Origin of the sequence: Paraclostridium dentum, from assembly GCF_012922555.1 — a bacterium.
GTDB lineage: Bacteria > Bacillota > Clostridia > Peptostreptococcales > Peptostreptococcaceae > Paraclostridium > Paraclostridium dentum.
Genome location: NZ_WIPK01000038.1, coordinates 1 through 2057, shown reverse-complemented (window position 1 = coordinate 2057; position 2057 = coordinate 1). Strand labels below are relative to the sequence as shown.

The following is a 2057-nucleotide window of genomic DNA, read 5'->3' as shown; positions in this document are numbered from 1 at the left end:
GAAGCAGCAAAGAATACAGCTACATTAATTGAAAATTCAATAGAAGCAGTAGAAAATGGAACAAAAATTGTAGATAATACAGCAGAATCACTTCAAAAAATAATAAGTACGACTAATAGAACTACTGCTTTAGTAAATGACATAGCAAAAGCATCAGAGGATGAATCAAACTCTATAAATCAAGTAACGTTAGGTGTAGACCAAATCTCACAAGTTGTACAAACAAACTCAGCAACATCAGAAGAAAGTGCAGCAGCAAGTGAAGAGTTAAATGGACAAGCACAAATGTTAAAATCACTTATAGATAACTTTAGCTTGAAAGGTGTAAGCAGATCAAATAACAATATGAATTTTAATGAAGATGAAGAAAATGAATTAGCATTTAATAATTATTAAATAAAACTATTAACGGAAAAGAAGCTTTAAAGCTTCTTTTTTGTTATTTAAAATAAATTAAATAACAAACTTAGCTTTTGGGAAATTAGATTTAGTCTTGTATGTGGATAAATACAATTTTGAGCCTATAAACTTGGCAAAGTAAAATTTTTATTAAATGAAAATGTTTTTACATTTAATAAAGCTTATTTATAAAAATTAAATTCTAAAGCATGTATATCTTTATCCGTATAAATGTTAAGCAAATTATTTTGATTTGTAATATCAGCAAAGTTAAAGCAAGGAGGGCTAAATATGAAAAATTTGAAGATAGGTAAAAAATTAAGTTTGTCTTTTATTGCGGTATTATTAGTTACGGTAGCTGCAAATCTTTATTCAATATCAAACTTAAAAAAATCTGAAAAATTAAATAATGATTTATTTACAGGACCGTATGTGGTCACAACAGAAAGTATGGGGATTCGTAGAGATTTAGTTTCAATAGGTAGAAATATAGCAAATTCAATGCTTAGAGAAAATCCAATGGAGTATAGGAATACAATTTTAGAAGATTTTGAGAGTGTAAACAAAAGAATTGATTTAATTGAAAAATCTTTTTCAGGTGAAGAAAGTGAAATTATAAAGAAAAATCAAGCATCAATCGAAAACTTAAAAAGTTCAATTGGCAATTTAAAAAATGAATATGAACAAGTGTATGCATTTTTAGAAAAAGGGGACTATAAACATGCAAAAGAAATGACAGCACAAAATACAAAGTATTGGGATATATATGGTTCTTGTGTCGATCAATCTACAAAACTATATGAAAATGCGGAGAAATTAGGAACTCAATTTAATCAAAGTGTTAAAGAAACATCGTCAACTTCAAGATCAATATCTATAGCATTAAATATTATTTCAGTAATAATAGGTGTTGTTATATGTATATATATAACAAGAAGTTTAAAAAAACCTATAGAAGAACTTGAGGTAGCTGCTAATAAAATGGCTAGTGGAGATTTTGATATTGATGTTAATTATGAATCAGAGGATGAATTAGGAACTTTATCAAGCAGTATGGTTAAAATGAGTAATGAAATAAAAGATATTATAGAAGATACAGTTAGAGTTTTAGGAGAAGTTGCATCAGGAAATTTCAATGTAGCGACAAATGCAGAATATATAGGAGTTTTTAAACAGATTGAAAATTCTATAGGTAAAATAACAACTGATTTAAGTGAAACAATGGAACAAATAAATATAGCATCTGAAGAGGTTGGAGCCGCATCGGATCAAGTAGCGAGTGGATCTCAGATGTTATCTCAAGGAGCAACAGAACAAGCAAGTGCAATTGAAGAATTATCTTCAACTATTTCTGAAATATCTGAAAAAATTAAAGATACATCTGAAAATGCTAAGCAAGCTAATTCATTATCTTTAAATGCTGCAAAACAAGTTCAAGAAGGTAATAACCAAATGAAAGAAATGGTTAAAGCTATGGAAGATATAACATTTACATCAACTGAAATAGGAAGAATAATAAAAACAATAGATGATATAGCATTCCAAACTAATATATTAGCATTAAATGCAGCAGTAGAAGCTGCAAGAGCAGGAGAAGCTGGTAAAGGATTTGCAGTAGTTGCAGATGAAGTAAGAAATCTAGCAGCAAAATCAGCAGA

Annotated in this window: 2 protein-coding genes; both read left to right on the top strand. The window is 28.4% G+C overall.

The window, feature by feature from the left end; translation table 11 throughout:
• Nucleotides 1–396, top strand: a 396-nt coding sequence (locus tag GFJ41_RS17640; RefSeq protein WP_226890286.1) for a methyl-accepting chemotaxis protein, incomplete at its 5' end; no start/stop codon positions are given.
• 294 nt (nt 397–690) lie between these two features.
• The coding region (locus GFJ41_RS17635; RefSeq protein WP_170075960.1) for a methyl-accepting chemotaxis protein at nt 691–2057 on the top strand (1367 nt) is incomplete at its 3' end.